Origin of the sequence: Streptomyces sp. HUAS TT7, assembly GCF_051550175.1 — a bacterium.
Lineage (GTDB): Bacteria > Actinomycetota > Actinomycetes > Streptomycetales > Streptomycetaceae > Streptomyces.
In genome coordinates, this window is sequence record NZ_CP196175.1 from 5500993 (window position 1) to 5526819 (window position 25827).

Annotated in this window: 19 protein-coding genes; 8 read left to right on the forward strand and 11 right to left on the reverse strand. The window is 71.6% G+C overall.

Annotated elements, in window-relative coordinates:
- Window positions 1-99: 99 nt before the first annotated feature.
- On the reverse strand, window positions 100-972 hold the full coding sequence (locus tag ACSHXC_RS24890; protein WP_438293711.1) for a DUF4429 domain-containing protein: 873 nt from the start codon (window positions 970-972) through the stop codon (window positions 100-102).
- A 98-nt stretch (window positions 973-1070) separates the two neighbouring features.
- On the opposite strand from ACSHXC_RS24890, the gene ACSHXC_RS24895 reads away from it, so the two are divergent.
- Complete coding sequence (locus ACSHXC_RS24895) at window positions 1071-2741, forward strand: beta-N-acetylhexosaminidase (protein ID WP_438293712.1); 1671 nt, start codon at window positions 1071-1073, stop codon at window positions 2739-2741.
- A gap of 66 nt (window positions 2742-2807) precedes the next feature.
- On the opposite strand, the gene ACSHXC_RS24900 is transcribed toward ACSHXC_RS24895, so the two are convergent.
- From ACSHXC_RS24900 to ACSHXC_RS24925, 6 genes are all read right to left on the reverse strand, one after another.
- Window positions 2808-3836, reverse strand: a complete 1029-nt coding sequence (locus ACSHXC_RS24900; protein WP_438293713.1) for an ABC transporter substrate-binding protein — start codon at window positions 3834-3836, stop codon at window positions 2808-2810.
- A gap of 259 nt (window positions 3837-4095) precedes the next feature.
- Window positions 4096-4293 (reverse strand): hypothetical protein, encoded by a 198-nt coding sequence (locus tag ACSHXC_RS24905; RefSeq protein ID WP_438293714.1) that lies wholly within the window; start codon window positions 4291-4293, stop codon window positions 4096-4098.
- Between the two features lie 83 nt (window positions 4294-4376).
- Window positions 4377-5537, reverse strand: a complete 1161-nt coding sequence (locus tag ACSHXC_RS24910; protein ID WP_438293715.1) for an acyl-CoA dehydrogenase family protein — start codon at window positions 5535-5537, stop codon at window positions 4377-4379.
- A gap of 2 nt (window positions 5538-5539) precedes the next feature.
- Window positions 5540-6475, reverse strand: coding sequence for a hydroxymethylglutaryl-CoA lyase (locus tag ACSHXC_RS24915; protein ID WP_438293716.1), 936 nt, complete (start codon window positions 6473-6475; stop codon window positions 5540-5542).
- Window positions 6472-8457, reverse strand: coding sequence for a biotin carboxylase N-terminal domain-containing protein (locus ACSHXC_RS24920; RefSeq protein ID WP_438293717.1), 1986 nt, complete (start codon window positions 8455-8457; stop codon window positions 6472-6474). The genes ACSHXC_RS24915 and ACSHXC_RS24920 overlap by 4 nt, the downstream gene beginning before the upstream one ends.
- A gap of 53 nt (window positions 8458-8510) precedes the next feature.
- Window positions 8511-10118 carry a carboxyl transferase domain-containing protein gene (locus tag ACSHXC_RS24925; RefSeq protein ID WP_438293718.1) on the reverse strand — a complete coding sequence of 536 codons (1608 nt, stop codon included), beginning with the start codon at window positions 10116-10118 and terminating at the stop codon, window positions 8511-8513.
- A gap of 110 nt (window positions 10119-10228) precedes the next feature.
- Between ACSHXC_RS24925 and ACSHXC_RS24930 the strand changes: the two genes are divergently transcribed.
- On the forward strand, window positions 10229-10825 hold the full coding sequence (locus ACSHXC_RS24930; protein WP_438293719.1) for an SACE_7040 family transcriptional regulator: 597 nt from the start codon (window positions 10229-10231) through the stop codon (window positions 10823-10825).
- 83 nt (window positions 10826-10908) lie between these two features.
- Window positions 10909-11679 carry a phosphatase gene (locus ACSHXC_RS24935; RefSeq protein ID WP_438293720.1) on the forward strand — a complete coding sequence of 257 codons (771 nt, stop codon included), beginning with the start codon at window positions 10909-10911 and terminating at the stop codon, window positions 11677-11679.
- A 757-nt stretch (window positions 11680-12436) separates the two neighbouring features.
- Here the strand turns inward: ACSHXC_RS24935 and tesB are convergent.
- From tesB to ACSHXC_RS24950, 3 genes are all read right to left on the reverse strand, one after another.
- Window positions 12437-13309: an acyl-CoA thioesterase II gene (tesB, locus tag ACSHXC_RS24940; RefSeq protein ID WP_438293721.1), complete on the reverse strand. Its 873-nt coding sequence runs from the start codon at window positions 13307-13309 to the stop codon at window positions 12437-12439.
- A 33-nt stretch (window positions 13310-13342) separates the two neighbouring features.
- Window positions 13343-14500 (reverse strand): acyl-CoA dehydrogenase family protein, encoded by a 1158-nt coding sequence (locus tag ACSHXC_RS24945; RefSeq protein WP_438293722.1) that lies wholly within the window; start codon window positions 14498-14500, stop codon window positions 13343-13345.
- Window positions 14501-14569: 69 nt separating this feature from the next.
- Window positions 14570-16036: a PucR family transcriptional regulator ligand-binding domain-containing protein gene (locus ACSHXC_RS24950; protein WP_438293723.1), complete on the reverse strand. Its 1467-nt coding sequence runs from the start codon at window positions 16034-16036 to the stop codon at window positions 14570-14572.
- A 178-nt stretch (window positions 16037-16214) separates the two neighbouring features.
- Here ACSHXC_RS24950 and speB point away from each other — a divergent pair, with 178 nt between their 5' ends.
- The 5 genes from speB to ACSHXC_RS24975 all read left to right on the forward strand — a co-directional run bounded on the left by speB (window position 16215) and on the right by ACSHXC_RS24975 (window position 24868).
- Entirely contained in the window at window positions 16215-17189 is a 975-nt protein-coding gene (gene speB / locus ACSHXC_RS24955) for an agmatinase (RefSeq protein WP_386033602.1), read from the forward strand.
- 105 nt (window positions 17190-17294) lie between these two features.
- Entirely contained in the window at window positions 17295-18962 is a 1668-nt protein-coding gene (locus ACSHXC_RS24960) for a thiamine pyrophosphate-binding protein (RefSeq protein ID WP_438293724.1), read from the forward strand.
- A gap of 112 nt (window positions 18963-19074) precedes the next feature.
- Window positions 19075-22833: an ABC transporter ATP-binding protein gene (locus ACSHXC_RS24965; RefSeq protein ID WP_438293725.1), complete on the forward strand. Its 3759-nt coding sequence runs from the start codon at window positions 19075-19077 to the stop codon at window positions 22831-22833.
- Window positions 22834-22926: 93 nt separating this feature from the next.
- Window positions 22927-23313, forward strand: coding sequence for a hypothetical protein (locus ACSHXC_RS24970; protein ID WP_438293726.1), 387 nt, complete (start codon window positions 22927-22929; stop codon window positions 23311-23313).
- A 148-nt stretch (window positions 23314-23461) separates the two neighbouring features.
- Window positions 23462-24868 carry a S28 family serine protease gene (locus ACSHXC_RS24975; RefSeq protein WP_438293727.1) on the forward strand — a complete coding sequence of 469 codons (1407 nt, stop codon included), beginning with the start codon at window positions 23462-23464 and terminating at the stop codon, window positions 24866-24868.
- 280 nt (window positions 24869-25148) lie between these two features.
- Here ACSHXC_RS24975 and ACSHXC_RS24980 read toward each other — a convergent pair whose 3' ends face one another.
- A complete protein-coding gene (locus tag ACSHXC_RS24980; protein WP_438293728.1) occupies window positions 25149-25607 on the reverse strand; it encodes a hypothetical protein in 459 nt (152 codons plus the stop codon).
- Window positions 25608-25827 lie beyond the last annotated feature (220 nt).

Consider the following 25827-nt stretch of genomic DNA (forward strand, 5'->3'; position numbering starts at 1 on the left):
GAGCCGTACGCAAGAATCCTGCCCGATTCCGGGCAGGATTCTCATGATCACGCGCCTGGTCTGGACCAGAAGGAGCCAATCCCGGTCACCGCGTGGGCTTCACAGGCGCTTGAGGACCGCCTGCTTGGCCGCCGAGAACTCCTCGTCCGTCAGGATGCCGCCCTGGTGCAGCTCGCCGAGCTCGCGCAGGCGGCGCAGCAGTACGTCATGGTCCTCGGCCGGCGCGGCCTCCAGGGACTTGGGGGAGGCGGGCGCCGGTTCCCGGTGCGGGGCGTGCGGGTGCGGCATCCGCACCACCACCGCCGAGGCGAGCAGCGCCATCAGCGGATCCTTCTTGAAACCGTTCAGCTCGACCGCCATCGGGTCGTGCTTGGGGTCGAGCCGCGGGGCGTTCGGGCTGGTGACGAAGCGCAGATAGCCGTCGCTCAGGCCACGCGCGGGCTGCCAGGACACCCCCGTCAGCTCGTCGAGGGGCAGGCTGACCGGCCCGGCCGCCGTCTTCCGGTCGTCGGTGTGCCAGGTCCACTCCAGGTGCACGGTGCGCCCGTCGAAGGTGACCGTGGCGTCGCCCGCGCCCACCGTCATCGGCAGCGAGGGCCCCGGCAGCAGATAGGTGTCGACGGGACCGTCCGGCACCTCGTCGAGCAGCAGGGCGTTGCGCACCTCGTCCACCATGTATTCGGCCACGCCCGCCGTCCGGGTCTCCACGGTCAGGGCGTACGGGTCCGCGGCGTCCGGCAGCTTTCCGCCGGTGACCTGGAGCAGCGGATCCGCCCCGTCCCGCAGCCGCAGCCTGAGCCGCCCCGTCTTGCGCCCCGGCTCGTACGCGATGCCCGCCACCGCCCGCAGCGGCACCGCTATCTCCCCGAGCGTCCGCTGGAGCAGGCCGACCGACTTGTCGCTGCCCGGCACGATCCGCAGGGTCTCGCCGTCGAAGACCCAGGTGCCGTCCTTCTGGATGATTTCCGCCATACGGGGATTGTTTCATCGGCCTCCGCCGTGATGATCGACTTGCGGACACCGGGCGGTTCCGGTACTCCCCGCGGTGCCGCTCTTCACCTTGACCCCGGATGGGATCCCCGGTCCCATGGGAGGTGTTCGGTTGCTCAGCCCCCACAGTTGCGCGACCCCTTGGAAGGGAACCGCTTGTGAGACAGAGACAGCGCAGGACACTCGCCCGGCTCCTCGGCTCCCTGGTCCTCGTGGCGGCCGCCGGGTTCGCCGGCATCGGAGCCTCCGCGGCCCCCGCGGCGGCGGGCGCACCCCGCCCGCTCGGCCAGATCGTGCCGGCCCCCGCCTCCGTATCCGCCGGCGGCACCGCGTACACCATCGGCTCGGCCACCAGGATCAGGGTCGCCCCCGGCTCGCCCGACGCCCAGCGCATCGGCGACTACCTGGCAGGCGTGCTCCGCCCCTCCACCGGGTATGGGCTGCCCGTCACCAGCGACGCGGGCAGCGACGGGATCCGGCTGCTGCTCGGCGCCGGTGACCAGAGCCTCGGTGACGAGGGCTACCGGCTCGTCTCGGGCGGCGGCTCGCTCACCATCACCGCCAACAAACCCGCCGGGCTCTTCCATGGTGTGCAGACGCTGCGGCAGCTGCTGCCCGCGGCCGTGGAGAAGCGGACGAAGCAGACCGGCCCCTGGAAGATCGCGGGTGGCACCGTCATCGACTCCCCGCGCTATGCCTACCGGGGCGCGATGATCGACGTCTCGCGGCACTTCTTCACCGTCGACCAGGTCAAGCGGTACATCGACCAGCTCGCCCTCTACAAGATCAATGAGCTGCATCTGCACCTCAGCGACGACCAGGGCTGGCGCATCGCCGTCGACTCCTGGCCCAGGCTCGCCACGTACGGCGGCCAGACGCAGGTCGGCGGCGGCAAGGGCGGCTACTACACCAAGGCCGACTACCAGGCGATCGTCGCCTACGCCTCCTCCCGCTATCTGGAGGTCGTCCCCGAGATCGACACCCCGGGACACACCAACGCGGCCCTCGCCTCCTACGCCGAGCTCAACTGCAACGGCGTCGCGCCCCCGCTGTACACCGGCACCAACGTGGGCTTCAGCTCGCTGTGCGTGCCCAAGGACGTGACGTACAAGTTCCTCGACGACGTGGTGCGCGAGGTCGCCGCCCTCACGCCCGGGCGGTACGTCCACATCGGCGGCGACGAGGCGCACTCCACCTCGCACGCCGACTACGTCACCTTCATGGACAAGGCCCAGCCGGTCGTCGGCAAGTACGGCAAGACCGTGATGGCCTGGCACCAGATCGCCGGGGCCACACCGGTGAAGGGAGCCGTCGCCCAGTACTGGGGCACGCTCGGCAACGAGACGGACGTCGCCGCGGCGGCGCAGGCCGGCACCCGCCTTGTCATGTCCCCCGCCAACCACGCCTACCTCGACATGAAGTACGACGCCAAGTCTCCGCTCGGGACCAGCTGGGCCGGGTACGTCGACGTCGACAAGTCGTACGCGTGGGATCCGGACACCTTCATCGCGGGGGTGCCGGCGAAGGCCGTGCTGGGAGTCGAGGCGCCGATCTGGTCGGAGACGCTGACGAATTCCTCGCAGATCGAGTACATGGCGTTCCCCCGGCTGCAGGGGATCGCGGAGATCGGGTGGTCGCCGGCGGTCACGCACGACTGGGCGTCGTACAAGACCCGGCTCGCACAGCAGGGGCCGCGGATGGCGGCGCTGGGGATCAACTTCTACCGGTCGCCTGTGGTGCCCTGGGTCTGAGTCTCCTGAGACGGAGGGGCCGGATCGTGGCCGAGCCACCGTCCGGCCCCTGCGTCGCGCGGCGCGTCAGGCGACCTTCTTCGCCTTCTCGACGGCCTGGGCGAGCGCGTCGACGATGGGTGCGACGCGCGCGTAGGAGTAGATCGGCTCGGTCAGGCGCGGCACGACCTGGCCGGCCTTGACCGCGGGCAGCTGCCCCCAGGTCGGCTTGTTGCCGAGGTCGCCGGGCTGAAGCGTGCCGGTGCGGTTGTCCATGAGGATCAGGTCGGCCGGGTACTTGGCGACGTTCTCCCAGCTGAGCGACTCGAAGAAGCCCTGCGAGTCGACCTTCGGGGTGACGAACTCGACGCCCAGCTCCTGGAAGTACCGGGTGTCGCAGCTGCGCTTGGCCTCGGAGACGTAGAACAGGTCCGGGCTCGCCGAGCCGAGCAGCACTCGGATCCCGGGGTTGGCCTTCGCGGCGGCGCGCAGCCGGGCGGAGGCCTTCTCGAAGGCGGCCTTCGTGTCGGTGACCTTCTTCGCGTTCACGTCGGCGCCCAGGGACTTGGCGAGGTCCACGCGGCGCTGAAGGGCCGCGGGCATGCTCTGGTCGGCCGCCCACAGGGCCACGCTCGGCGCCAGCTTGAGGATCTTGTCCTTGCTGTTGTCCGGCACGTACCAGAGGACGTCCTTCTGCCACATGTCCGTGATCAGCACGTCCGGCTGGAGCGCCGCGTACTTCTCGACGCCGAACTCGCCGTAGGTGTTGCCGATGATCTCGACCTTGGTGATGTCGAGGTCGCCGGCCTGCACATCGGCCTTGCCGTCCTTCGTCTTCGTCGGTCCGAAGACGCCCTTGACCTCGATCCCGTAGTCGAACAGCGCGGCCGCGGTGCCGGTGAAGGCGACGATGTTCTTCGGCAGGGACTTGGTCTCGGCGGTCCGGCCGCGGTCGTCCTTGAACGACCAGGGGCCGGACTTGGCCGTCGTGCCGCCGTCCGCCGAGCCGCTCTTCTTGCCGCCGCCGCACGCGGTCAGCGCGGCACCGATACCGATCGCGCCGCCCATGGCCAGCAGGCCGCGACGGGTGGGCAGGGACGCTCGGGCGAGGGGCATGACGGTGTCCGCTTTCATACGTACGTGCCGGGAACCGGCCACTGGCTGGTGCGAAGATAGGTTAGCCTAACCTCATCCTCTGTTCAGCGGCCGGTTCCGAGTGGCCCACCGAGCACCGGACGGTCCTGTACGACCGGTCGTGTCGAAGGCCGTTGTCCCGGTAGCCGAGGCGCCGAGAGGCGCCGGGGGAGCGCGGTTCATGCGCCGGCTGTGCCGGGAGGGCCCGGCCCTGTCGATCGATTTCGCTACGTCATCGGTGCTACCGCCCGAGCAGCGAGGTCTGCCGGGCCAGCGGCGCGTAGGTGAACCGCACCTTGTGCGAGGGGCTCGGCTCGTACGTCCGCAGACACGCCACGCAGTGCCAGTGCCAGCGGTCGGCGGCGCCCGGCGCCGTGGCCGAGGTGTCCTTCCACAGCGAGGGACGGGTCGCGCAGCTGGGGCAGTTCGGGGGGTTCACCCTGACAGGGTGCAGCCCCGGGCACCCGAGGGCGGGGACGGCGCGAGCGTCACCACTCCTTCGGGGGACCCGGGGCACAAAGGTCAGGAGGACAGCCCCAGTTCACGCGCGATCAGCATCCGCTGCACCTCGCTCGTGCCCTCGCCGATCTCCAGGATCTTGGAGTCGCGCCACATGCGGGCCACCGGGTACTCGTTCATGAAGCCGTAGCCGCCGAAGATCTGCGTGCCCTCGCGGGCGTTGTCGACCGCCACCGTCGAGGAGTACAGCTTCGCGAGCGCCGCCTCCTTCTTGAACGGCTCGCCGTGCACCAGGCGGGACGCGGCGTCGCGCCAGCCGACCCGCGCCATGTGGGCCCGCAACTCCATGTCGGCGATCTTGAACTGGATGGCCTGGTTGTCGCCGATCGGCCGGCCGAAGGCGTGCCGCTCCTTCGCGTACTTCACCGACTCGTCCACACAGCCCTGGGCCAGGCCCGTCGCGAGCGCCGAGATCGCGATGCGGCCCTCGTCCAGGATGCGCAGGAACTGGGCGTACCCGCGGCCCTCTTCGCCCAGCAGGTTCGCCACCGGGACGCGTACGTCCGAGAAGGCCAGCTCACGGGTGTCCGAGGCGTTCCAGCCGACCTTCGAGTACGGGGCCGCGACCGTGAAGCCCGGGGTGCCGGACGGGACGATGATCGAGGAGATCAGCGGGCGGCCGTCCTCCTTGCGGCCGGTGACCGCGGTGACGGTGACCAGGCCCGTGATGTCCGTACCGGAGTTGGTGATGAAGCACTTCGAGCCGTTGATGACCCACTCGTCGCCGTCGCGCACCGCGGTGGTGCGGGTGCCGCCCGCGTCCGAGCCGCAGTCCGGTTCGGTCAGGCCGAACGCGCCGAGCATGTCCCCGGAGCAGAGCTTCGGCAGCCACTCCCGCTTCTGCTCCTCCGTACCGAACCGGAAGATCGGCATCGCGCCCAGCGAGACGCCCGCCTCCAGCGTGATGGCCACCGACGAGTCGACGCGGGCCAGCTCCTCCAGGGCGATGCCGAGCGCGAGGTAGTCGCCGCCCATGCCCCCGTACTCCTCGGGGAAGGGCAGCCCGAACAGGCCCATGCGGCCCATCTCGCGGATGATCTCGTACGGGAACTCGTGGCGCTCGTAGAAGTCGCCGATCTTCGGGGCGACGACGTCGTGCGCGAACTCCTCGACGGTACGGCGGAGTTCCTCGTGCTCGGGGGTGAGACGGTGGTCGAGGGGCATGGCTACGACTCCTGGTGGGAGAGGGCACGTACGGTGCGGGAGGGGCTGGGGCGGCCCAGCTGTTCGGCCATCCACACGCTGGTGGCGGTGAGCAGGCCGAGGTCGACCCCGGTGTCGATACCGAGGCCCTGGAGCATCCACACGAGGTCTTCGGTGGCGAGGTTTCCGGTGGCGGACTTGGCGTAGGGGCAGCCGCCGAGGCCGCCGGCCGAGGCGTCCACGGTGCTCACGCCGTGCTGGAGGGCGGCGAACGTGTTGGACAGGGCCTGGCCGTAGGTGTCGTGGAAGTGCACCCCGATGGCGCTGGTGGGCACACCCTCCTCGTTGAGCTCGGCGAGCAGGGTCTGGACGTGGGCGGGGGTGGCCACGCCGATGGTGTCGCCCAGGCTCAGCTCGTCGCAGCCCATGCCGATGAGGGCCTTGGCGACGCGGACCACCTGGTGCACGGGCACCGCGCCTTCCCACGGGTCGCCGAAGCACATCGACAGATAGCCCCGCACATGCGCCCGGTCGGCCTTGGCACGGGCGACGACCGGCTCGAACATGGCGAGCGACTCGTCGACGGTGCGGTTCAGGTTGGCCTTGGCGAAGGACTCGGTGGCGCTGGCGAACACCGCGATCCGGCGGGCGCCGAGCGCGAGCGCCCGGTCCAGACCCCGCTCGTTCGGCACGAGGACGGGGAGCGCCACGCCCACCAGATCGCCGAGCATGGGGAACAGCTGCTCCGCGTCGGCGAGTTGGGGCACCCACTTGGGGTGCACGAAGCTCGTCGCCTCGACGGTGGTCAGGCCCGCCGCGGCCAGGCGGTGCACGAACTCGGCCTTGACCTCGGTCGGCACGACCGACTTCTCGTTCTGCAGCCCGTCGCGCGCCCCGACCTCGTGGATGCGGACACGGGCCGGGAGGTCCTGCGCCGGTACGACCATGGGGAGCGTCATGAGGTCTTCTCCTCGGGGGTCTCCTGGACTGTCTCCTGCGCGGCGGGCGTGACGACGGCCAGGACCTGGTCCATGGCCACGGTCGAGCCGGGGGCGACGTCGAGTTCGGTGACCGTGCCCGCGTGCGGGGCCGAGATGACGTGCTCCATCTTCATCGCCTCGACCACCAGCAGGCTCTGCCCGGCGTCCACTTCGTCACCGACCGCCACCTTGACGACGGTGACCGTGCCCGGCATGGGCGCGGCCAGGGTGTCGGCGCCGCCGTGGACCTTGCCGGTCAGGGCGGCCTCGACGGGGTCGTGGTCGGTGACGTGCCAGCTGTCGCCGTCCCGGCCGAGCCAGGCGCCGGCCCGGTGGAAGGTGTGGGTGACGCCGTCGAGCTCGACGGTGACCCGGTCCCGCTCGACCCGGCCGGACCCGAAGGCGCGTACCGGCTCGTTGCCGGGCACCCTCAACCAGTGGGCGAGCGGCGCGGGCTCGCCGCCCATCCGCCACCCGCTCGGCACGGAGAACGGGTCGGTCCAGCCGTCGACCGGGGCGGGCCGCAGCGCGTCGAGCCGTACGGCCGCGGCCGCCGTGTACACCTCGTCCGGTACGCCGTCCGGGACGAGCGCATCCGCCTCGCGCTCGACCAGTCCCGTGTCCAACTCGCCCGCCACCACGGCCGGATGGGCCAGGAGGCGGCGCAGGAACCCGGCGTTCGTGGGCACGCCGAGCGTCACCGTGTCGGCGAGCGCCGCGCGCAGCTTGCGCAGCGCCGTCGCGCGGTCGGGCCCGTACGCGACGACCTTGGACAGCATCGGGTCGTACAGGCTGCCGACCTCGGTGCCCTCGCTCAGCCCCGAGTCCGTACGGATGCCGTCGCCCTGCGGCTCGCGCAGGCTCAGGACCGTACCGCCGGACGGCAGGAACCCGCGCGAGCCCTCTTTGATGAACACAGTCTCGGCGCAGATGCGGGCCTCGATGGCGTGGCCGGTGAGGGTGATGTCCTTCTGCTCGTACGGGAGTTGTTCGCCCGCGGCCACCCTGAGCTGCCACTCCACCAGGTCGATGCCCGTGATGAGCTCGGTGACCGGGTGCTCGACCTGGAGGCGGGTGTTCATCTCCATGAAGTAGTACGAGGCGGGATCGTTGCCCGGCACGATGAACTCGACCGTGCCCGCGCCCGAGTAGCCGCACGAGCGGGCCGCCTGGACGGCCGCCTCGCCCATCGCGGCGCGGGTCGCCTCGTCGAGCAGGACGCTGGGCGCCTCCTCGATGATCTTCTGGTGGCGGCGCTGGAGCGAGCACTCGCGCTCGCCGAGGTGGATCACATGGCCGTGGCCGTCGGCCAGGATCTGGATCTCGATGTGGCGCGGCCGGTCGATCCACCGCTCGACGAGCAGCGTGTCGTCGCCGAACGAGGCGCGGGCCTCGCGGCGGGCGGCCGCGATCTCGTCGCCGATCAGCGTCTCGTCGCGGACCAGGCGCATGCCCTTGCCGCCGCCGCCCGCACTCGGCTTGAGAAGCACGGGCATGCCGATCTCCCGTGCCGCGTCGGCGAGTTGACTGTCCGTCAGTCCGCTGCCCGACGAGCCCGGCACGACCGGGACCCCGGCCGCCTGGACGGTCTCCTTGGCGCGGATCTTGTCGCCCATCAGGGAGATCGCCTCGGCGGGCGGGCCGATGAAGACCAGGCCGGCCTCGGTGCAGGCGTGGGCGAACGCCGCGTTCTCGGCGAGGAAGCCGTAGCCCGGGTGGACGGCCTGGGCGCCGGTGCGCAGTGCCGCCTCGACGATCCGCTCGGGGCGCAGATAGCTCTCGGACGCCGTGGCGGGGCCGATGCGCACGGCCGTGTCCGCCTCCCGGACGTGGCGCGCGTCGGCGTCCGCGTCGGAGAAGACGGCGACCGAGCGGATGCCCAGCCGGCGCAGCGTGCGGATGACGCGGACCGCGATCTCGCCCCGGTTGGCGACGAGCACGGTTGTGAACAGGGGAGCCATGGGAGCCCTCACCGTAGAAGTCGACAGGGACGTCGTCATATCCGTCACGTCCGTCACATCCGGAAGACGCCGAAGGCGGGGTCGGCGAGCGGGGCGTTGGCGCAGGCGGTCAGGGCCAGGCCCAGGACCTGGCGGGTGTCGACCGGGTCGATCACCCCGTCGTCCCAGAGCCGGGCCGTGGCGTAATAGGCGTTGCCCTGGGTCTCGTACTGCTCGCGGATGGGAGCCTTGAAGGCTTCCTCGTCCTCCGTGCTCCAGTCGTCGCCCAACTGGTCGCGCTTGACGGTCGCGAGGACGGACGCGGCCTGTTCGCCGCCCATCACCGAGATCTTGGCGTTGGGCCACATCCACAGGAAGCGGGGGCTGTAGGCCCGGCCGCACATCGAGTAGTTGCCCGCGCCGTACGAGCCGCCGACGACTACGGTCAGCTTCGGCACCCGGGTGCAGGCGACCGCCGTCACCATCTTCGCGCCGTGCTTGGCGATGCCGCCCGCCTCGTAGGTGCGACCGACCATGAAGCCCGAGATGTTCTGGAGGAACACCAGCGGGATGCCGCGCTGGTCGCACAGCTCGATGAAGTGGGCGCCCTTCTGGGCGGATTCGGAGAACAGGATGCCGTTGTTGGCGACGATCCCGACCGGGTGGCCGTGGATCCGCGCGAACCCGGTGACCAGCGTCTGCCCGAACTCCGACTTGAACTCCTGGAAGCGCGAGCCGTCGACGACCCGGGCGATCACTTCCCGTACGTCATAGGGCGTGCGCGAGTCGACCGGCACCGCGCCGTACAGACCGAACGGGTCGGCCTTCGGCTCCTCGGCAGGCTCGACCGACCAGGGCAGCGGGCCGCGGTCGGGGAGGGTGGCTACGATGTTGCGGACGATCCTCAGCGCGTGCGCGTCGTCCTCGGCCAGGTGGTCGGTGACGCCGGAGACGCGCGAGTGGACCTCGCCGCCGCCGAGCTCCTCGGCCGTGACGACCTCGCCGGTCGCCGCCTTCACCAGCGGGGGGCCGCCCAGGAAGATCGTGCCCTGGTTGCGGACGATCACGGCCTCGTCGCTCATCGCCGGGACGTACGCACCGCCCGCCGTGCACGAGCCGAGGACGGCCGCGATCTGCGGGATGCCGGCGCCGGACATCCGGGCCTGGTTGTAGAAGATCCGCCCGAAGTGCTCGCGGTCGGGGAAGACCTCGTCCTGCATCGGCAGGAACGCGCCGCCCGAGTCGACCAGGTAGAGGCAGGGGAGGCGGTTCTCCAGGGCCACCTCCTGGGCCCTCAGGTGCTTCTTCACCGTCATCGGGTAGTACGTGCCGCCCTTGACCGTGGCGTCATTGGCGACGATCACGCACTCGCGGCCGCTGACCCGGCCGATCCCGGCGATCACCCCGGCGGCCGGCGCCTGCCCGCCGTACATGCCCTCGGCGGCCAGCGGGGCCAGCTCCAGGAAGGGCGAGCCGGGGTCGAGGAGGGTGTCGACGCGGTCCCTCGGCAGCAGCTTGCCGCGCGCGACATGCCGCTCGCGGGACCGCTCACCCCCGCCGAGCCGGGCCGCGGCGAGCTTCGCCCGCAGCTCCTCGCCGAGCGCGCGGTGCGCCGCCTCATTGGCCCGCCAGGCCTCGGAGGCGGGATCCGCCGCACTCCCCAGGACCGGTGCCTGCTGCATCGTGTCGAGCCCCCTTGCCCGTACGCGGCGACGTCAACGGATGTTAATGACCGTTAACTCGTTTCCCTCAGGTTAACGAGCGCTAACCGCATTGTCTAGAATGAATTCCCATGAGCACCCGTACCGACGCCCCTACCCGCCGCGAGCAGATCCTGCGCGAGGCCGCCCGGCTCTTCGCCGAGCGCGGCTTCCACGGCGTCGGCGTCGACGAGATAGGGGCCGCGGTCGGCATCAGCGGCCCCGGTCTGTACCGGCACTTCGCGGGCAAGGACGCGATGCTGGCCGAACTGCTCGTCGGCATCAGCGGGCGGCTGTACGACGGCGGGCGCAAGCGGGTCACCGAGGCCGCGGGCGACCCCGAGCGCCTCCTCGGCGCGCTCATCGACGGGCACATCGACTTCGCGCTCGACGACCGGGCACTGATCACCCTGCACGACCGCGAGCTCGACCGGCTCCGCGACAGCGACCGCAAACTGGTGCGCCAGCTGCAGCGGCAGTACGTCGAGCTGTGGGTCGGCGTCGTACGCGAGCTGTACCCGCCGGTGCCCGAGGCCGAGGTGCGCGGGGCGGTGCACGCGGTGTTCGGCCTGCTCAACTCGACGCCGCACCTGGGGACTTACGGCACCGGTCTGCCCGGCCGCGCCGCCACCGAGGCCCTGCTGCGCCGCCTGGCGCACGGCGCCTTCGCCTCCCTGGACGCGCGCTGAGCCTCTTCCGCCGCGCCGGAAGGCCCCGTCCGGTGCGCGGAACGGCCCGGCCGGGGGCGGCGTCGGCGGGGCAGAATGGCCGCATGCCGATACCCAGCCGTGCCGCCCTTGTCGACCACCTAGTCCGCACCCGTATCGCCGGTGACGTCGCGACGCCCCGCGACAACAACCTCGACCACTACCGCAAGCTCGCCAATGGCGACCGCCACTACTGGCTGGGCCTGGAGCTGGGGGAGCGCTGGAGCGACGAGCAGGACGTGCTTGCCGTCATGGCCGAGCGCTGCGGGGTCGTCGACGACCCGGAGCACCGCACCGGCCAGGACACCATCGACCCCGAGCTGACGGTGGACGCCCTGGACCGGATGGCGGCGCGGCTGCGGAAGGCGGCGGCGGGGCGGGAGCGGGTGCTGTTCGCCACCGGGCACCCGGGGGCGCTCATCGACGTGCACAGCCGTACGGCCGCGGGGCTGCGGGCGGCGGGGTGTGAGATCGTACGGATTCCTGGCGGGCTCACGGCGGACGAGGGCTACGTCGTCCAGTTCGCCGACGTGGCCGTCTTCGAGCGGGGTGCGTCGCTGTGGCACACCCACTCGCCGGAGCCGATGCGGGCGATCCTGTCGGCCCTTGAGACCCCGCCGGACCTCGTGGTCGCCGACCACGGCTGGGCGGGGTGTGCGGGGCAGTACGGGGTGGACGCGATGGGGTATGCGGACTGCAACGACCCCGCGCTGTTCATCGGGGAGGCGGAGGGGACGCTCCAGGTGACAGTTCCCCTGGACGACCACGTCCTGGACCCGCGCTTCTACGAGCCGATGACGGCGTATCTGCTGGACGCGGCGGGCCTGGAAGCCTGAGCCCTGCCCTGGGGCTCCGCCCCGGACCCCGGGGGGTTCGCCCACCCGCCCGCCCGTGCAGGGGGTTGGATGGCCCGGCCCCTGGGGGCTGCGCCCCCAGACCCCCCTGCGGGGGCTCTGCCCCCTGCGCCCCCGGGGCGCTGGCCCACCCTCCCGCCCGTGACGGGGGTTGAGAAGGTTGAGCCCTGGGGCTGCGCCCCAGACCCCCTGCGGGGACTCCGTCCCCTGCACCCCTTTCGGGGCTCCGCCCCGGACCCCGTTCGCGCCTGAACGGCGCTCGTCCTCAATCTCCCCCAAGGCTTTAAGGGCCAGGGGGGACCCCCATGACAGGCTGGGAATGCCTGCGGGGCGGCGCGCGAAAGCGAGGGCCCTGCCAGGAACGACCCTGCCAGGGGCGCGGGGAACTGCGCGACCAGCCATGCACGGTCTGCAGTCGAAGGCGGGTTTGGGGGCGCGGGGAACTGCGCGAGTGGCTACGCGCGGTCTGAGGGTGAAGGGCGTTGGTGGGTTCGGGCCACGGGCCGGGGTGCTCGCGTCGCATGCCGCTAGGGGCGCGGGGAACTGCGCGAGCAACCACCCGTGGTCCGCGGTCGAGGGGCGGTGCGGTTGGGGCAGCGGCCCAGGGAGGCCGCATTGCATGCTGCTAGGGGCGTGGGGAACTGCGCGAGTGGCCGCCCGCCGTCCGCGGGTGAAGGGTGGAGCCGGTTCGGGGCGCGGCCAGGGGGCACCGTGCCGCACCCCCTACACCTTCGCGGTGTCAGCGCGGAACCCGCACCACGCCCTCCTGGATGACCGTGATCGCCAGGCGGCCGTCCTGCGTGTAGATACGGGCCTGGCCGAGGCCGCGCCCGCCGGACGCCGACGGGGACTCCTGGTCGTACAGGAGCCATTCGTCGGCGCGGAAGGGGCGGTGGAACCACATCGCGTGGTCCAGCGAGGCGCCCACCACGTCGCCGACCGCCCAGCCGCCCCGCCCGTGGGCGAGCAGCACCGAGTCGAGCAGCGTCATGTCCGAGACGTACGTCGCCAGGCACACGTGCAGCAGCGGGTCGTCGGCCAGCTTGCCGTTCGTGCGGAACCACACCTGCGAGCGCGGCTCGCGCGGCGTGCCGACGGTGCCCCACGGCGGCGCGTCCACGTACCGCAGATCCACGGCCGCTCGGGCCTCGATGAGCCGGTCCACCACACCCGGTTCGTGGAAGGCGTCCGCGTACCGCGGCAGCATCTCGGCGGCCGTCGGCAGCGACTCCGGGTCCGGCGCCGGCGGCATGCCGGCCTGGTGCTCCATGCCCTCCTCGTACGTCTGGAACGACGCGGAGAGGTGGAAGATCGGCTGGCCGTGCTGGATCGCGACGACGCGGCGGGTGGTGAACGAGGCCCCGTCGCGGATGCGGTCGACCGTGTAGACGATCGGCGCGCCCGGGTCGCCCATGCGCAGGAAGTACGCGTGGAGGGAGTGGGCCATCCGGTCCGCGGGCACGGTGCGGCCCGCGGCGACCAGCGCCTGGGCCGCGACCTGGCCGCCGAAGACGCGCGGCACGAGCGCCGAGCGCGACTGGCCGCGGAAGATGTCCTCCTCGATCCGCTCCAGGTCGAGCAGAGCGAGGAGGCTCTCAAGTGCCTTGTGCATGAAGGTAGTTGTACAGGTCGGTGTGGCCGGCCCCTACAGCCCCATGTCCTTGGCGATGATCGACTTCATGATCTCGCTGGTGCCGCCGTAGATCCGGTTCACGCGGTTGTCGGCGTACAGACGGGCGATCGGGTACTCGTTCATGAAGCCGTAGCCGCCGTGCAGCTGGAGGCAGCGGTCGATGACGCGGTGCGCGACCTCGGTGCAGAACAGCTTCGCGGACGCGGCCTCGGCCGGGGTCAGCTCGCCCGCGTCCAGGGCTTCGAGGGCGCGGTCGGCGACCGCCTCGGCGGCGTCCACCTCGGCCTGGCAGGCGGCCAGCTCGAACTTGGTGTTCTGGAAGGACGCGACCGGCTTGCCGAAGACGGTGCGGTCCTGCACGTACTCCTTGGCGAACCGGACGGCCGCCTTGGCCTGCGCGTACGCGCCGAACGCGATGCCCCAGCGCTCGGAGGCGAGGTTGTGGCCGAGGTAGTAGAAGCCCTTGTTCTCCTCGCCGAGCAGGTCCTCGACGGGCACCTTGACGTCGACGAAGGCCAGCTCGGCGGTGTCGGAGGTCTTCAGGCCGAGCTTGTCGAGCTTGCGGCCGATCGAGTAGCCCTCGGACTTGGTGTCCACCGCGAAGAGGGAGATGCCGTGGCGGCGGTCCTCGGCGGAGGGGGCGTCGGTGCGGGCGCAGACGATCACGCGGTCGGCGTGCACGCCACCCGTGATGAAGGTCTTGGAGCCGTTGAGGACGTAGTGCGAGCCGTCCTCGGAGAGCTTGGCGGTGGTCTTCATGCCCGCGAGGTCGGAGCCGGTGCCCGGCTCGGTCATCGCCAGCGCCCACATCTCCTCGCCGGAGACGAACTTCGGCAGGAAGCGCTTCTTCTGCTCGTCGGTGGCGAGCATCTTGATGTACGGCAGGCCGAGCAGCACGTGCACGCCGGAGCCGCCGAACTGGACGCCCGCGCGGGCCGTCTCCTCGTACATCACGGCCTCGAACTTGTACGAGTCGATGCCGGCGCCGCCGAACTCCTCGTCCACGCGGATGCCGAAGATGCCGAGCTCGGCGAGCTTGTAGTAGAACTCGCGCGGCACGATGCCCTGCGCGAACCACTCGTCGTAGACCGGGACGACCTCGGCCTCGATGAAGGCACGCAGGGTCTCCCGGAACGCCTCGTGGTCTTCGTTGAATACCGTACGGCGCACGGACGCCCTCCTCGGCTCGCAAATTTGGCTAAGCGCTTGCTCAGGTTGAAATATGAAGTTACCCGGCAGTCACTCTCGATGTCCAGAGTGAGACTCAGCACTTCTGAGCGCCAGCCAGAGCTCCGTGCGCACGTCCATGTCGTCGAGGTCTACGCCGAGGAGTGCTGCCGCGCGGCCGATCCGCTGGCGCACGGTGTTGCGGTGCACCCCCAGGGCGACGGCGCTGCGGTCCCAACTCCCGTGCAGTGAGAGCCAGGTGCGCAGGGTGGTGCGCAAGGGGTCGCTGAGCGGGGCGAGCATGTGGAGTGCGTACGCGGCGGCCTCCTCCGGGTTCATCAGCGCCCCGAATCCGGCGGGGCGGTGCCGGGCGAAGGGGGCGCGGGTCGCTTCGGCGCGTTCCAGGGCCCTGGCTGCCTGGGCGTCGGCGACGGCCAGCCCTTCGAGCCCGGCGGGTGCGCTGACGCCGAGCGTCCAGCCGGGGTGCGCCGTGACCTCGCGGTCGGCGGGTACGAGGGCGCGTACGTGCTCCTCGCCCGCGTCGACCAGGGGAGTCCCGAGGTCGGGCGGGGCGCCTTGGCCCCGGGCGTGCACGACGACCCACGGCCCTTCCCCGAGCAGCGGTCCGGCCTCCTCGGGGGTGCCGCCGAGGAGGAGTCGCACCAGTGCGGCCGAACGGGCGGCTTCGTCCGCGCCCTGCCGCTCCGCGGTGAGCAGGGTGAGGAGTACGGCCGCGACGCCGGCGATGGTGTGGTCGCCGGGGGCGCGGTGGGGGGTGGCGAGAGCCAGCACGCGGGGGCCTGCGAGGGCGTAGGCGGCGAGGTGGGTGCCGCCGAGGGTGTCGGTGGCGGTAAGGGCCTGCGCCTTCGGCCCCTCCGGCGTTTGAGGAGCGTGGTCCGGGGCGGGGTGGGGAGACTCCGCCGGAGGCGCCACCACCCGCACCAGCCCCCGCACCCCCTCCAGCGCGGCACCCTGCGGCTCACCCCCCGCCGCATCCAGCACCGACCCCACCGGGGTCACCAGAGCCGCCCACCCCCCGAGCCGGGCCGCGAGCACCCGCAGCACCGACCCCACCGGGTCCGAACGGGACGCCCCCGCCGCCAGCGCCCGCTGCGCCTCGCTCACCCGGCGCAGCTCGTCCTCGCGGGCCCGGGCCATCAGGAGCCACACCGCCCGCGCCACCCCGGAGAACGTCGTGCGCGGCGGCACCTCAAGCAAGGGGAGGCCGTGGCGTGCGCAGGCCTCCACCAGGGCGGCCGGCACCGAGTCGTACACCGGGGCGAGCCCGAAGCCCAGCGCCGCCGCCCCCGCCGCGACCACCCGGGACACGTACAGCTCGGGGTCGGCGAGCTGCACCCCCGCCGTCATCAGGAGCTCCCCGCCCAGCAGATACGGGTACGGGTCGGCCATCTCCGAGGTGTGCACCCAGCGGATGGAGGCATCGGCAGGCCCGGCGATCTGGCGCAGGCCCAGGTCCGCGCGGGCCAGCAGCGCGGCAAGGGCGATGGGCGGAGTGGGCGGAGCGGTCGGTTCCGGCATGGTGGACGATCCATCCATCAGCAGCATCAGGAGTAGAGGAAACGTACACTTCAGTGTGGCTGCCCGCCTGCCTAAGGTCGTGCCGACCGACGGGCCCGCGGGGGCGGGACCAGGGCCCGGCCCGACGTTCTGCCGGGCCGGGGTCGCCACAACACGCTGAAAACGAAGGGCACTTCACATGAGCAGCAACGAAACGCCGCGCGGTCCGATCGACTCGTCCCGCATCCCGCGGTACGCCGGGCCCGCGACCTTCGCCCGGCTGCCCCGCCTCGACGAGGTCGGCACCGCCGATGTCGCCGTCGTCGGTGTGCCCTTCGACAGCGGTGTCTCCTACCGGCCCGGCGCCCGCTTCGGCGGCAACGCCATCCGCGAGGCCTCGCGCCTGCTTCGCCCGTACAACCCGGCGCAGGACGCCTCGCCCTTCGCGCTCGCCCAGGTCGCCGACGCCGGTGACATCGCGGCCAACCCGTTCAACATCAACGAGGCCGTCGAGACCATCGAGGCGGCCGCGGACGACCTGCTCGGCACCGGCGCCCGCATGATGACGCTCGGCGGCGACCACACCATCGCGCTGCCGCTGCTCCGCTCGGTCGCCAAGAAGCACGGCCCGGTCGCGCTGCTCCACTTCGACGCGCACCTCGACACCTGGGACACCTACTTCGGCGCCGAGTACACCCACGGCACCCCGTTCCGCCGGGCCGTCGAGGAGGGCATCCTCGACACCGAGGCGCTGTCCCACGTCGGTACGCGCGGCCCGCTGTACGGCAAGCAGGACCTGACCGACGACGAGAAGATGGGCTTCGGCATCGTCACCTCCGCCGACGTCTACCGGCGCGGCGCCGACGAGGTCGCCGACCAGCTCCGCCAGCGCATCGGCGACCGCCCGCTCTACATCTCCATCGACATCGACTGCCTCGACCCGGCCCACGCGCCCGGCACCGGCACCCCCGAGGCCGGCGGCATGACCTCGCGCGAGCTCCTGGAGATCCTGCGGGGCCTCGCCTCCTGCAACCTGGTCTCCGCGGACGTCGTCGAGGTCGCCCCGGCCTACGACCACGCCGAGATCACCAGCGTGGCCGCCTCGCACACCGCCTACGAGCTGACGACGATCATGTCCCGCCAGATCGCGGCGAGCCGCGCCTCCGGCGCGTAAGAGCCGGATTGGAAATGTCGTGATTCGGCTGCGGGCCGCCTGTGGCTGGTCGCGCAGTTCCCCGCGCCCCTTTAGGGGGCGCAGGCCGCTCGGAGAGGACTTCAGGTGCACGACCACGACCTCGTTCTGCGCCCCAGCCGGGCGCAGGTGCAGGCCGCCCTCAACCCGCCCCCCGGCCGCAACGGCGGTGACCTGGTCGTCGAGACCCTCGCGGGGCTCGGCGCCACCACCGTGTTCGGCCTGCCCGGCCAGCACGCGCTCGGCATGTTCGACGCGCTGCGCCGCTCGGACCTCCGCTATGTCGGGCTGCGGGTCGAGAACAACGCGGGCTTCGCGGCCGACGCGTACGGCCGGATCACCGGCGAGGCGGCCCCGCTGCTGCTCTCGACCGGCCCCGGCGCGCTGACCTCGCTGGCCGCCCTCCAGGAGGCGGCGGCCGCCTCGTCCCCGGTGATCGCGATCTCAAGTCAGGTCCCCACGGCGGGACTCGGCGGCGGACGGCACGGCTATCTGCACGAGCTGCGCGACCAGCAGGCGTCCTTCCGCGACGTCGTGAAGTCCGTCCACACCGTGCGCAGCCAGTCCCAGATCCCGTCGGCGATCGCGGCCGCCTGGGAGTCGGCGCTGACCGCGCCGCACGGGCCGGTATGGGTGGAGATCCCGCAGGACGTCCTCCTCGCGGAGACGGCGCTGCCGGTGGTCACCCCCATGGACGCCTTTCCCGAGGACATCGTCCCGCGCCCCGAACTGACCGCCGTAGCGGCCGAGTTGCTCGCCAGTGCCGCCCGCCCGGTGATCGTCGCGGGCGGCGGGGTCGTACGCGCCGACGCCTCGGGCAAGCTCCTCGCGCTCGCCGAGAAGCTGGACGCGCCGGTCGTGACGACCTTCGGAGGCAAGGGCGCCTTCCCGTGGGAGCACCCGCTCTCGCTCCAGTCCTGGCTGGAGGACCGGCACACCACGGATTTCCTGGAGGACGCGGACGTCCTGCTCGTGGTCGGCTCCGGGCTCGGCGAGCTGTCGTCGAACTACCACACGTTCCAGCCGCGCGGCCGGATCGTCCAGATCGAGGCCGACCTCGGCAAGCTGGAGTCCAACCACCCGGCGCTCGGCATCCACGCGGACGCCCGCATCGCCCTCCAGGCCCTGCTCGAAACGGTTCCGGAGCGTACGGACGGGGCAGCGGCCGAGCGGGTACGGACCGTCCTGGCGAAGGTACGGGCCCGTATCGACGCGCAGGACCTCGGCGAGGAGCAGCGCATCCTCGCCGCGGTGCGCGAGGCCCTGCCCGCGGGGGCGCCCAGCTTCTGGGACATGACGATCCTCGCGTACTGGGCCTGGTCCGCCTGGCCCGGCGCGATGCACTCGGCGCAGGGCGCGGGGGGCCTCGGCTACGGCTTCCCGGCGGCGCTCGGCGCGGCCGTCGCCGACCCCAGCCACCCGGTCCTCGCGGTGTCCGGCGACGGCGGGGCCATGTACTCGATCGCCGAGCTCGCCACCGCCAGGCAGTACGACCTGCCGGTCACCTGGCTCATCGTCGACGACGGCGGCTACGGCATCCTGCGCGAGTACATGACGGACACGTTCGGCGAGGCCACGGCCACGGAACTGGTCCGCCCGGACTTCGTCGCCCTCGCCGAGTCCTTCGGCGTCCCGGCGGTCCGGACGAGCGCGGACACCCTGACCGCCGACCTGTCCAAGGCGCTGGCCACCCCCGGCCCCTCGGTCGTCGTGCTGCCCGCCCTCCTGAAGATGTTCGCGCCGACGCACCTGTAGCACGCCTCGTGTGGTCCTAGTCCTTACGTCCCGTATTTGTTGCGGCGGGATGAAATCCGCAGGCCCCCGTGTTGGGGCTTGCGGCAGGACAGGTACCAACGGGAGGAATCACGTGACGCAGGGTGCGCAACAGGGGTGGGCGCGCAGGCTGACCGGGTACGCCTGGCGGTACCGGCGCAATGTCGTGCTTGCCCTCGGCTCGTCGCTCGGCGGCATGGCCGTCATGGCCCTCGTCCCGCTGGTCACCAAGGTGATCATCGACGACGTCATCGGCCACCACACCCGCTCCCTCGCCGTCTGGACCGGGCTCCTCATAGCCTCCGCCGTCGTGGTGTACGGGCTCACCTACATACGGCGGTACTACGGAGGGCGGCTCGCCCTCGACGTCCAGCACGACCTGCGCACCGAGATGTACGGCACGATCACCCGGCTCGACGGGCGGCGCCAGGACGAGCTGTCCACCGGTCAGGTCGTCGGGCGCGCCACCAGCGATCTCCAGCTGATCCAGGGCCTGCTCTTCATGCTGCCGATGACCATCGGCAACATCCTGCTCTTCATCATCTCGATCGTGATCATGGCGTGGCTCTCGCCGCTGCTGACCCTGGTCGCCCTCGCCGTCGCCCCCGCCCTCTGGTTCATCGCCAAGCGCAGCCGCACCCGTCTGTTCCCCGCCACCTGGTACGCCCAGGCCCAGGCCGCCGCCGTCGCCGGGGTCGTCGACGGCGCCGTGTCCGGGGTCCGGGTCGTCAAGGGCTTCGGCCAGGAGGACCAGGAGACCGGCAAACTGAGGGAGGTCGGGCGGCGCCTCTTCGCCGGCCGGCTTCGCACGATCAAGCTGAACTCGCGCTACACCCCCGCTCTCCAGGCCGTCCCCGCGCTCGGCCAGGTCGCCATGCTGGCGCTCGGCGGCTGGCTCGCCACACGCGGTGAGATCACCCTCGGCACCTTCGTCGCGTTCTCCACCTACCTCGCCCAGCTCGTCGGGCCCGTCCGCATGCTCGCCATGGTGCTCACCGTCGGCCAGCAGGCACGGGCCGGCGTCGAGCGCGTCCTGGAGCTCATCGACACCGAGCCCTCCATCGACGACGGCAGGAAGCAGCTGTCGCCGGACGCCCCCGCGACCGTCGAATTCGACGACGTGAGCTTCGGCTACGACGCCGAGCGGCTCGTCCTGAAGGGCTTCTCCCTCGACATCCGGCCTGGTGAGACCGTCGCCGTGGTCGGCTCGTCCGGCTCCGGCAAGTCCACCGTCTCGCTGCTCCTGCCCCGCTTCTACGACGTCTCGCACGGCGCCGTCCTCGTCGGCGGCCACGACGTGCGCGAGCTGACCCTCGCCTCGCTGCGCGCCGCCATCGGACTCGTACCGGAGGACTCCTTCCTCTTCTCCGACACCGTCCGCGCCAACATCGCGTACGGAAAGCCGGACGCCACCCAGGAAGAGATCGAGAAGGCCGCGCGCGCCGCCCAGGCCGACCGGTTCATCGCCGAGCTGCCGGGCGGCTACGACACCACCGTCGGCGAGCAGGGCCTCACCCTCTCCGGCGGCCAGCGCCAGCGCATCGCGCTCGCCCGCGCCATCCTCACCGACCCCCGCCTGCTCGTCCTGGACGACGCGACCTCGGCCGTCGACGCCCGCGTCGAGCACGAGATCCACGAGGCCCTGAAGTCGGTCATGGCGGGCCGCACCACGCTGCTCATCGCGCACCGCCGCTCCACCCTCGGCCTCGCCGACCGCATCGCCGTCCTGGACGGCGGGCGCCTCGCCGCGATCGGCACCCACGAGGAACTCCAGCGCGACAGCGCCCTGTACCGCCGCCTGCTGACCGACCCGGACGAGCTGGGCGGAGTCTCCCCGGGCCGCATCCCGCCGGTCGCCGAACCCCTGGAGGACCACTCCGTACGGGACGAACTGGACGCGGAGTTCGATGCCGAGCGCGGCATCACCCCGCCGCTGTGGGTGAGGCAGGAGAAGGCGGAGTCGGCCGCTCCGGGCGGCATGCCGTTCCCCAAGCTCTCAACTTCGTTCGAGCAGGGGAGGCCCCAATCCCCCGAACTGCTCGCCCAGGTGGAGGCGCTGCCGCCCGCCACCGACACCCCCGGCATAGACGAGGCGAAGGCCGTCGGGGCCGAGGACTCCTACGGCCTGCGCAGGCTGCTGCGCGGCTTCGGCCTTCCCCTGCTCGTCTCGCTCCTCCTCGTCGCGATCGACGCAGGCGGCTCGCTGGTCCTGCCGGTCCTGATCCGGCACGGCATCGACCAGGGCGTCACCCAGCTCGCGCTCGGCGCGGTCTGGGCCGCCTCCGGGCTCGCCCTCGTCACCGTCGCCATCCAGTGGCTCGCCCAGACCGGCGAGACCCGGATGACCGGCCGCACCGGCGAACGCGTCCTCTACACCCTGCGCCTGAAGATCTTCGCCCAGCTCCAGCGGCTCGGACTCGACTACTACGAGCGGGAGTTGACCGGCCGGATCATGACCCGCATGACGACGGACGTGGACGCCCTGTCCACGTTCCTCCAGACGGGCCTGGTCACCGCGTTCGTCTCCGTCGTCACCTTCTTCGGCATCATGGTGGCGCTGCTCGTCATCGACATCGAGCTCGCCCTCGTCGTCTTCGCGACGCTTCCGCTGCTGATCGTCGGCACGTACTTCTTCCGCAAGAAGAGCGTGCAGGCCTACGAGCTCGCCCGCGAGCGGGTCAGCACTGTCAACGCCGACCTCCAGGAGTCGGTGTCCGGGCTGCGCATCGTGCAGGCGTTCCGGCGCGAGCACGACGGAGCCGGACGGTTCGCGGACCGCAGCGACCACTACCGCCAGGCGCGGGTGCGCGGCCAGTGGCTGATCTCGGTGTACTTCCCGTTCGTGCAGCTCCTGTCGTCGGTGGCCGCGGCCGCCGTGCTGATCGTGGGCGCGGGCCGGGTCGACAACGGCACCCTCACCACGGGCGCCCTTGTCGCGTACCTGCTGTACATCGACCTGTTCTTCGCCCCCGTACAGCAGCTCTCGCAGGTCTTCGACGGCTACCAGCAGGCGGCCGTCTCCCTCAAGCGCATCCAGGAACTGCTCCAGGAGAAGACCTCCACCGAGGCGGCCGCCGAGCCGCTGGACGTCCTGTCGCTGCGCGGCGAGATCGCCTTCGAGAACGTCGACTTCGCGTACGGCGACGAGGAAGAGGCGCTGAGCGGGGTCGACATCCGCATACCGGCCGGCCAGACTGTCGCGTTCGTCGGCGAGACCGGCGCCGGGAAGTCCACCCTCGTCAAGCTGGTCGCGCGGTTCTACGACCCGACGGGCGGCCGGGTCACCGCCGACGGCACGGACCTGCGCGACCTCGACATCACCGCCTACCGGCACCGGCTCGGCGTCGTCCCGCAGGAGGCGTACCTCTTCGAGGGCACGGTCCGCGACGCCATCGCGTACGGGCGCCCCGACGCGAGCGACGCCCAGGTGGAGGCGGCGGCCCGCGCGGTCGGCGCCCACGACATGATCGCCACGCTCGACGGCGGCTACCTCCACGAGGTCGCCGAGCGCGGCCGCAACCTCTCCGCGGGGCAGCGGCAGCTGATCGCGCTGGCCCGCGCCGAGCTCGTCGACCCGGACATCCTGCTGCTCGACGAGGCGACGGCCGCCCTCGACCTTGCCACGGAGGCCCAGGTCAACCAGGCCACCGAACGCCTCACCGGCCGCCGAACGACGCTGGTCGTCGCGCACCGTCTGACCACGGCGGCCCGTGCGGACCGGGTGATCGTGATGGACCACGGCCGGGTCGCCGAGGACGGCACGCACGACGAGCTCCTCGCCCTGGACGGCCAGTACGCCCGGCTGTGGCGCACGTTCATCGGCGAGGCGGAGGCCGACGCCGTGGCCGTCTGACGGCCGTCCCACCCTGTGAGACGCCCGGAGAACCATTCGGACGGCCGGGTGCGTCCATCCCCACATACGCTCAAGTGGCGGAAGGATGCAAGCGTGTTCGGTGGGGTCGGAAACAGGGGGCTCGCGGGGCTGGCGGTGGCCGCGGCGGCGGGCGGCCTGGTCGTGTTCGGGCCGGGCGGCGGCAGCGCGGACGCGGCGGCCGCGTGTGCGGGGCGGCCGGTGAAGACGGTCGGGTTCAGCACGGGTGAGCTGCGGCTGTACAAGGGCAATGGGTACGCGTGCGCGGTGACCGCGGCGAAGAACCCGGGCGCGCGGCGCCAGATGTCGGTGACGCTCCAGGCCCGGGGCAGCGCTCCGGCCGGCGACTCGGGCTCGTACACGAGGATGGCGGGGCCGGTCACCGTGCACTCGGGCAGCCGGTGCGTGCGGGCGACGGGGGCGATAGCGGGGAGCGCGGCGGAGACGGGCTGGGTGTGCTGAGCGGGGGCTTCTGAGCCGGGGGCACCACGTACGCGACCCGTGCGAAGGTCAACTGTGGAGCTCAACCGGGGCTGGCGGGGCGGGTGTTGCCCCCGCTAGGTTCGCGGGGCCACGTTCGTGCCCACAGGGGCCCCACAGGGGAGTGTGAATGCGCAAGGCGCTCAGATGGCTGCTGTCGCTCGTCGTGCTGATAGGCACGATGACCGCGACGGGAGCCGCGGCAGGGGCGGCCACCGCCGCCGAGCCGGACATCAAGGACCGCATCCTGGCGATACCCGGGATGAGCCTCATAGAAGAGAAGCCGTACAGCGGCTACCGCTATTTCGTACTGAACTTCACGCAGCCCGTAGACCACGCCAATCCGTACAGCAGGGCCACCTTCCAGCAGCGCATCACCCTGCTGCACAAGGATGTCGACCGCCCGACGGTTATGTACACGAGCGGCTACTCGGTCTCCACGACGCCGAGCCGCACCGAGCCGACGCAGATCGTCGACGGCAACCAGGTCTCCGTCGAGTACCGGTTCTTCGCGCCGTCGCGGCCGACGCCCGCCGACTGGTCCAAGGACGACATCTGGCAGGCGGCCAGCGACCAGCACGCCATATTCCAGGCCCTGAAGCCGGTCTACACCAAGAACTGGCTGACCACGGGCGCCTCGAAGGGCGGCATGACGGCCACGTACTACAAGCGGTTCTACCCGCGCGACATGGACGGCGTCGTCTCGTACGTGGCCCCCAACGACGTGGTGAACAACGAGGATTCGGCCTACGACCGGTTCTTCCGGACGGTCGGCACCAAGGAGTGCCGCGACAAGCTGGAGGGCGTGCAGCGCGAGGCGCTGGTGCGGCGGGACTCCCTGGAGAAGAAGTACCAGGAATACGCGACCGCGAACGGCTACACCTTCACGACGGTGGGCACCCTGGACAAGGCGTACGAGGCGGTCGTACTCGACTACGTCTGGGGCTTCTGGCAGTACCACCTGCTGGCCGACTGCCCGACCATCCCGGCGGACGCGGCGCACGCCACCGACCAGGCGATCTGGGACTCGGTCGACACGATCTCCGGCTTCTCCTTCTACACCGACCAGGGTCTGTCCCCGTACACGGCGTACTACTACCAGGCCGGTACACAGCTGGGCTCGCCCACGATCAAGCAGCCCTGGCTCGGCAAGCTGAGCCGCTACGGCTACCAGCCGCCGCGGAACTTCGTGCCGCGGGACATCCCGATGCGGTTCCAGCCGTGGGCGATGCGGGACGTCGACACGTGGGTCAAGCACCACGCGGACCACATGCTGTACGTGTACGGCCAGAACGACCCGTGGGGCGCGGAGCGGTTCTCCCTGGGCGCGGGGGCACACGACTCCTACGTCTACACGGTGGCGGGCGGCAACCACGGCTCGAAGGTGGCCCTGCTGGCGGCCGACCAGAAGGCGTCGGCCACGGCTTCCATCCTCCGCTGGGCGGGCCTGAGCGGAGCCCCGGTGAAGCCGCAGGCGTCGTTCGACGCGAAGCTGGACGCGGCACCGCTGGACCGGGAGCCGGCGCTGCGCCCGTAGCCCCGGTGGGCGGGGTGGGCCACCTGGGGCTCTGCCCCAGACCCCGGGAGGCCCCACCCCGCCCCTTCCCTGAACCCGCCGGGGGTGCTGATGGTTCGCTGCGGGCCGTCGGTGGCTGGTCGCGCAGTTCCCCGCGCCCCTAGCAGCGCCGGGTACAGGCATCTTCAGCCTGTCCGGCGATTGAGGACGAGCGCCCTTCAGGCGCGAACGGGGTCTGGGGCAGAGCCCCAGGAACACCTTCAACCCCCGGAGGGGCTCGGGAAGGGGCGGAGTGGGGGAATCACACCCGCCGAGCGCACCCCACCGCCCCCTGACCCCCCGTCAGCTGTACGTACAGCCGCGTCGAAGACGGGCAGTCCGAGCGCGTCGGCACCGCCGACACCACCCGGTACTGGGGGGCATGCGGGCCCGAGCCGTCGCATGCCGTTTCCTTCACCTGGTCCTCGCCCGCCGCGTACACGCAGTCCCCCACCACCGTGTACGGCCCGCCCCCCATCCCGGGGTCGCCCGGATGCGGCGGCTCCAGGTTGCGCATGCAGGCGTGGCCCCGCGACACGCTTCCGTCCCCGCTCGCCGCCGCCGACGGCACGCTCTCGGACACGTACAGGACGAAGTCCGTGTACAAGGGGCAGTCCACGGCCGCCCCCTTGGCTGCCGCCCCGTTCCGGCGGGCCAGCACCTTCGCCACCGCCCGCTCGCTCGTGCACGGCACCTCGTGGAAGTCCTTCGTGTCGCCCACCGCCCCCTCGCGCGACGCGCACCCACCCATGGCGAGGAACGGCGATGGCGAAGACGCTGGCGAAGGTGATGCAGGTGAAGGTGATGACGTTCCCGTCGACAGCTCCGTCGCCGAGCCGCCGCCCGCCGCCTCCCGGCACCCCAACGCCGTGAGCAGCAGCAGGCACACCAAACACGCCAAACGGTACGTACGCATACGACCCCCCAGAACCCCCCGGATA